Origin of the sequence: Anabaena sp. FACHB-1391, from assembly GCF_014696755.1 — a bacterium.
In the GTDB taxonomy this organism is placed as follows: domain Bacteria; phylum Cyanobacteriota; class Cyanobacteriia; order Cyanobacteriales; family Nostocaceae; genus Dolichospermum; species Dolichospermum planctonicum.
In genome coordinates, this window is sequence record NZ_JACJQS010000006.1 from 143987 (window position 1) to 151075 (window position 7089).

Annotated in this window: 4 protein-coding genes; 1 reads left to right on the plus strand and 3 read right to left on the minus strand. The window is 39.4% G+C overall.

Translation table 11 applies throughout. The annotated features are described in order from the left end of the window. Positions 1 to 130: 130 nt before the first annotated feature. The 3 genes from H6F62_RS04790 to H6F62_RS04800 all read right to left on the minus strand — a co-directional run bounded on the left by H6F62_RS04790 (position 131) and on the right by H6F62_RS04800 (position 6881). Positions 131 to 3040, minus strand: a complete 2910-nt coding sequence (locus H6F62_RS04790; protein ID WP_190371458.1) for a DUF499 domain-containing protein — start codon at positions 3038 to 3040, stop codon at positions 131 to 133. Positions 3041 to 3240: 200 nt separating this feature from the next. Further along, positions 3241 to 3825, minus strand: coding sequence for a hypothetical protein (locus H6F62_RS04795; protein WP_190371459.1), 585 nt, complete (start codon positions 3823 to 3825; stop codon positions 3241 to 3243). After that, complete coding sequence (locus tag H6F62_RS04800; RefSeq protein WP_190371460.1) at positions 3822 to 6881, minus strand: DUF1156 domain-containing protein; 3060 nt, start codon at positions 6879 to 6881, stop codon at positions 3822 to 3824. Before H6F62_RS04800 ends, H6F62_RS04795 begins: the two co-directional genes overlap by 4 nt. A gap of 26 nt (positions 6882 to 6907) precedes the next feature. On the opposite strand from H6F62_RS04800, the gene H6F62_RS20710 reads away from it, so the two are divergent. Beyond that, positions 6908 to 7089, plus strand: a 182-nt coding sequence (locus tag H6F62_RS20710; protein ID WP_206755825.1) for a hypothetical protein, incomplete at its 3' end; no start/stop codon positions are given.

The window sequence follows — 7089 nt, forward strand, 5'->3', positions numbered from 1 at the left end:
GACATAATCAAACATGATTTCTGGACATTGTGCTTTGTTAATTTTATGGTCTAAGTATATCAGGGGTTTTAGGTGTTCTTTATTATTAATTTATCAAACGAAGTCTAGGAGAGACAGTAAAATTTGCATTTTAGTGATTGTCATCTATATCAGTCTTAACATCATTATTTAGTCCTAATTCAGCCAGTGCAACTTTAGTTTCCTCAATCTTTGGGGTAGCTATTTCTCCCTCTACTAAAACCTCCACTTTTAATGTTAATTTCAAATCTTTGGTGGTTGCAAATTTAGATACAACTTTCGTGTAAAAATTCATCCATTTTTGCGGTGTAATTACACCACTCCACTTTAATATTTTTGGTAATACAACTGGGGTTATCATCTCAGGTTCATCTTTTGGTTCTGGTTCATCTTGTGATTTTTTCCTATGACTATCAGAGGGCGTAGGTTTCTCTCCTAGAGTATTTGGAACCGCTGTAAAACCACTTTTATTATTATCTGGGTTGTTAGTAGTAGTTTCCCCAGTTTCTGGTGGTGTTGATGGCTTTTGGGGAATAGAAACACTTGCAGCTAAAGCTGTTTGGTAAGCCTCTGCTGTTTCTTTAGTAATGATAAACATATCCTCAGAAATTTCTACATCTTTCACAGAAAAATCACATTGAAAATAAAAAGGTTCATAACCATTATTACTTTTACCAACATAAGCTAAAGTTCCCTCCTTGACACCGCGAGATATAGCATCTTTGACGGACTGACTATTCACATCACTATTTAACAGTCTGGGAAACAGTGGAGATGCAAAAAAAGCATCGCGGACAGCTTTGGTACTCCACTCTGTAAATGCAGGTGGCCAATTTCTACTTAAAAAGCGCGGGTTAATAATATCAATAACGTCATCACTTTGACGTAAACGATTAATAATTAAACCTACTAATGTAGTAGATTTAGATTGAGTAGAGTTTACTTGACCCAAATCTATGACACGGATTTTGTTATCTTTCCCTAATAAAGCCACAAATTTATAAGCATTCCAGACGCTTTCTTTTAAATTAGATTCACATTTTCTCAAATTTTCCTCTAACTGACGTTTTTGGTTTTCATCTAATCTTTCTTTTTCCTCATCGTTAATATCTTCCCATGCTAAAACTTTTCTCGCTTCCTCTCTTAACCTGGTATCAGTATCAGCAACAGCCCAAATTATGGCACTTTTAAATGTTCTGTCTGATGTACCACATTCTTTAGTCATAGACTCCATCTTTTTTAAAGTCTGATTATCTTGTAGAGAATGTTCTGGTGCTAATATAGCTAAAGTTAAAACAGGACGATTAGAAATCGTCCCAGAACTTTCTGGAAAATAAGTTAATTGTATTCCTGGATGAGAAGTAAAAACTGTTTGAATTTCGGCTTTTACTCTTTCTGTAATTCTTGATGATTGGACATTGGCACGACGATCCGCTAAAATCTTATTTAAATTAGGTGATATACTAAAACGATATTTATTTTTTTCTATTGACAAATAATAACAATCTGTAGCCAATGTCTCTAAAACTGTTTCTACATTGCCAATATCTAAAGATGGTTCTGCCACCGCTAACCGAATTTCTGGGATAGTAGATTCAGCCCGTAAAATACCACCATTAGATTCAAAAAATATGCTAGTTGTAACTTTACGGTGCAGTCGTGCTTTTTTAATTTGCTCATCAGCTTCCGCATCCAAACGCACTGCATGGGAATCCTTTTTACCACAAATATCCGTTGTTACTGCACCTTCTAATCTATTTTCGCCTAATTGTCCAAAAACAGCAACGCGAAATTGTGGGTCATCTAGTGGTGCAGTTCCTAACGTAATTAAAGGATCACGGTGTGCGCCTTGATATCCTTCTTTATAGGCATGAGACACCCACAAAGCTAATAAACGCAATACTCCCCTAGTCCGTTGGAAGCGGGGTAAAACTTGCCATTTGCGCTCAAATACTGATAATACTGAAGGATGAAAAGGATAGGTAGCATAAAAGGCTTCACGGGGATTATTCAGGGGAAACCAACTAGGTAGTTGTTGGCGGTTATCTAGTACCCAGTCAGCGTATTCATTGCAAGTGGCGATCGCATCTTTTGGTAACATAATCCTACCGTCAGCAGTTACAGCCCCAGCATCCCATTCAAAAAGTCTTCTTCTAATAATTTCTGAAGTTTCCGCTTCTGCTGACATCATAATAGGTTTACCCACCCGATCCAGCATTTTTTTAAATCTTTGTTCATCCCCTTCATCAGCTGAAGTGTATTCCATTTCTGAAGCAGGAATGGAAACTACTAACACCACATTATCTGAACCTCTAGCGGTTTCTGATAATGCTTGAATGAAATTATATAAACTATTGTGATAACCATCTTTTCGATATGTACTCACATAGTTGATAATTTCATCCATTAATATTAAACAGGGTTTATCTTTGGGCAGAAATTGTTTAATCACATCGCCTTTAGGTTCAGTAAATCTTCGCTCATGTTCTGCTAATATAGCTAAGGCATTTTCTCCACCTAATTGATAAGCAATTTCTCCCCAGGGTGTTTTCCGTAATGGTATACCATCAACTCCACCACGGCCATGAATAGAATCAAATTCAGTGCCGACAAACACGGCTACTGCTGCTTCTGGAACGGAAGAAATACCAGCTTTTTGTAATATCTTTTGTACACCAGTCCAATTATTAGCAATAGCACCACCTTTAGCTAGATGATAGAGTAAAGTTAAAGCGTGGGTTTTACCACCACCAAATTGAGTCGAGAGATTAAAAATAGCAGAGGTTTCTGTTTTTTCACCAGATAACCGCCGCACAACTTGGGCGGAAAATTCAGTTAAATATTTAGTTAAATAAGTACGGTCAAAAAACCTTTCTGGTTGTTGATAGTCAGCAGGTGCTTTTTGATTTCTGACCTGATCTAAATGTACTGCAAATTCCGCAGCATCTAAGGGTTTACAGTCCCGGAGGTCTTGGCGGGGTGTTAGTCCATCAATTTTATACCAAGGTTTAATAGTTGCCATAGGTTTTAGGGTGTGAGATAAATGTGTGAGTGTGCAAGGTAGGTTTTAATAGTTCAATTAATTATTGAATAGTGGAACAGGTTGACAGGCAAGATGCCTGTCCCACATTTGAGGGTAATTTTTTATATTGATTGTAAAAATAATCATGTTGTAGGGGTTTAGCAGTGACGAGAATATGGGTTGTGTGGACTATTCCTATGCTAGAGTATGCTAAAGTTGCCAGTATTTGTTTCTAACTGCCACCATTTAAAAAACCCGTAGGGAAAGGTAGCAGAATCATCTCGACTACCTACTACTATAATGGTTTCACCGTCAAGTTTCATTCTGTCTGTTAAACTCATAGCTTGCAGCACTTCATCGCGTAAAAAACTAATTAGGTGAGCGCGTTCTTCTGCACTGCGACGGTAGCAAAAGACTATTCTTAAATCTGCACGGACGCATAATACTTTCCAAAGCGAGTAGGCACTGCGGTTAATATCTTTACTATTTTCTAATTCCATGACCGCAATAGGAAACCGCCAGCTTGTATTACCGGATGCAAAGGACATGACATCTAAAGCTAAGTATTCACTGGGAGATACAGGAAACAAGCCTAGTGGATGTCCTTTAGCGGAGGAATGCCAACCCATTGCTGTAGAAGTTGAGACAACGGTAGTGGTTAAAGCGGTTGTCCATTGACCAAGTTGTCCTTTTAAAGCTGCTTGTTTTAACGGGTCAGCATTTTCAGGTTTTTGTAGGGTTTGCCAGAATTTAGCTTGCCACTGGGAGGCGATATTTTGCATCATGAGAATCCTAGTCCTTTCTTTCTGGCTAATACCCCATCTACCCAGCGTTTTTCCTCTGTGCCAGTGGGATATAATGCTGATAATGCCTGAGCAAGTCCCCAAAAGCGTTGGTCTTTTCCTGCTCCTTCATCTACTAAAAAGCGTTTTAAGGCTTCGCTACGTCCGGCAGCAAATAAAATCATACTTTGGTGAATACAGTCTAGTGTGGTGTTACCTAGTTGGGGTAGGTTTTTCTCTCCCCAGTCTGTATCTTCTTCTGTCTCGGTGATACCTAACACTGCGAATAAGTTGAGTTGTTCAGGTTCTTTCTTTTTGCCTTTTTTACCTTTGGTTTTGCTGGGGGTTTGGGCTTCTTCTTTGCCAAATAAATATTCGATACGTTCTGATACAGGTAAAAGTCTGGCGGTGCTGCCTTTGACCTCTACTAAGCGGGTAAGTTGTTCTAAATGTGCGCCTAGTCCTTGGGCTATTTTCCGGGCTGCGTCAAATTCTAAGGTGTAACCGCCGGTTTTAGTGGGTTTGCTGCTGGTTTCGTCGTCGTCTTCGTCGTCGGTTTCTGATTCGTTGGTTTCGTTGTTGTCGGCGCTACCTGTGGAAAGTGTCCATAACCATATAGCGGTGAGGCGGGCATCTTCTTCAAAGCTGGTGGTATCGGCGTTAGAGAATATCATACTCAATGCTTCTTTGGAAACTGCCGCCCAAACGTATTCTAGATATTCTTTGAGGGTGACAAGTTCGCCGGAGGCTTTTTCTACGCGGTCGTAGCGGGAGAAGATTTCTAAAGCCGGTCCTAAGCAAGCAAAGATGGCATCTGCACCGACTACGCCTTCTGATGCTAGTCTGGGCATCCATTCATGGATACGCTGAGGCAGTTCTTGGAGTACGTCGCGCCAGTCGCCAATGAGTGCGGAGTCGGGAGTGCGGGGACGGCAGACTATGTGGACGGATGAAGCAAGGGCGGCTGTACCCATTGCATTCATTCTAGTTCCCATTTCTGTATCAATAGTCCATGAAGCTGTTATTGTCCAACCTGCATCTACCATCGCTTGTAGTTGTGCCTCCCATCCAGATGTAGATTTATGGGCAAAGACAATTACCCCAATTCCTTCTGGGGATAAAATACGGCATCCTTCCGCCATTGCTTTTCCCATTTGGCGCTCAAAATAGGCTTTATCTTTTCCCTGAGTTGGATTTACAATACATTCTTCTTCTTTAGGGGTTAATTCATCATTAAAAGGAATCCCAATAGTTTTAGGCAGTGTCCGTTTTAACCACACATAGAAAAAGTCGGACAAATCAGAATATTCAATACTGTCATAATATGGAGGATCTGTAATTAATGCTTGAATAAAATTATCGGGTAATGGGTGATTTGTTGCACTTGACTGTTGGGTTTGTCCTATTATTTCATTATCGGTAGTACAATTAGTTTCACATACACCTAAAACCCATTGCAAAGCACCATCTAAACCACCTGTAGCACCAGAAAATGAATTAGCTTCGGCAATATCCCAAACCATTGGTATTGCTTGCCTTGCAAAAAGTCCTTCAATGTTTTCTCGTGTTGTATGCCAACGTGATAAAGATGTTAATGTATTGGCTTGTCTATCAATTGCTAAACTTAAACAAGTTTGCACAGCATCAGCTAAACCCTTATTTTTACTATCTGCTAACTTTTCTCCCACATCTTTAACCAATTTCACCAAAGTAGTTAAAGCTAAATTTTGACGATGGGTAAATAATTCTCCGAATTGACTGATTCCGTAAGACTCTAAACGAAAACTTCTGCTTTGAGGAGGTACTGGTTCATTAGGAATTAAACTCAAATTTCCATTATGTTCATTAACCCTTTTTTCTAACTCAATACTGGCATTTTTAATAGCTTCTAAATCCTGTGCATTAGGCAACCGATAAAACCTTCCTTGTTGACTTGTTCTAGTAGTCACCACACAGTATAATCTCGCATCATTAGCCCCACCTTGACGAGCTTTAAATTGTGTTCTCACCGAAGCCACAGGAGTAGTATAACCACAACAGGGACAAGTGGCAGAACCTCTTTTGACAGTACCATCAAAACTAGGATTTTTTACTTCAATTTCTGGGTGATCACTAACTACCCATTTACTCTTTTGCTTTTCTATAATTTCAAAATCTACCCGCTTTTCTTCCGGTTGAGGAATTATCCTTAAACCAATATTGCGATTACTTTTTTTACACAACCACAAGGATGATCTTAACGGTACTTCCGCACCACATCCTGGACCTTCACAAATAATAGTCCGCGCCCATAAATAAGCTATTGGGGTACTACCATCAGCATCTTTCGGATAAAATTGGGCTAACTCTTTTTCTGCTTCTTCCTTTACCCACTGTCCCCATTTTCGCACTTCATCCGCTAACTGTTGCCCATATTTGGGAATATATTCCAAAACCACCTTATTTAACAACACCGCCACCGGGTTAATATCAGAAGCAAAAGCATCCGCACCCACTCGCAACGCTTCCAAGGGAATAGAACCACCACCAGCAAAAGGGTCAACTACTAAGGGTTTTGTTCCTGGTATTCCTCCTAATGCTTCATGGGCTGCTTGAGTTAAATTCCGACTGGTTTCTAAATAATCAGCTTGGGTAGAGTTATCCCAATTGGCAAAATCAGCAATAAAATCTAGTAAGCTATTTCTTAATATATTCCAGTGTTGAATATTATTACTATCTAATTGATTTTCTAGTTTAGCTAAAACTTGCCATTTACTCCAAATTTCAGTAGAACAATGTTTAGATAATTCTTTATCTGTTGCTGCTTTTTTCGCAAAATTATTAATATATTCTGTAGCTAAATCCCGAAAAGATTGGGGACAGTTTTCATCAACAGGGTCAGGCCATAAAGTCGCACACATTACAGACCGACATACTCCTAAAGGTTTCCGCGACCACCAAATATGTAAGGTAGAAATATGCCCATGTCTGATGGATTTCTCCCGTCTTGCGTGGGCGGAAATGCGTTTAATGGGTAGGTCAACTTCGATGAGGCGTTTAGGGTATTTGGTGGTATTCATGGTCAGAATTAGGATTTACAGGATGTTTGTCAGAATCAGGATGTCCAGGATTTAAGGATTTACAGGATTGTTATTTATCAGTTGTCTGTGAGTTAATCACATTTTATTTGTCAGAATCAGGATGTCCAGGATTTAAGGATTTACAGGATTGTTGTTTATCAGTTGTCTGTGAGTTAATCACATTTTATTTGTCAGAATCAGGATGTCC

Coding starts and splice junctions, on each gene's coding strand:
- H6F62_RS04790 (WP_190371458.1), bottom strand. CDS start 3,040: ATGGCAACTATTAAACCTTGGTATAAAATTGATGGACTAACACCCCGC.
- H6F62_RS04795 (WP_190371459.1), bottom strand. CDS start 3,825: ATGATGCAAAATATCGCCTCCCAGTGGCAAGCTAAATTCTGGCAAACC.
- H6F62_RS04800 (WP_190371460.1), bottom strand. CDS start 6,881: ATGAATACCACCAAATACCCTAAACGCCTCATCGAAGTTGACCTACCC.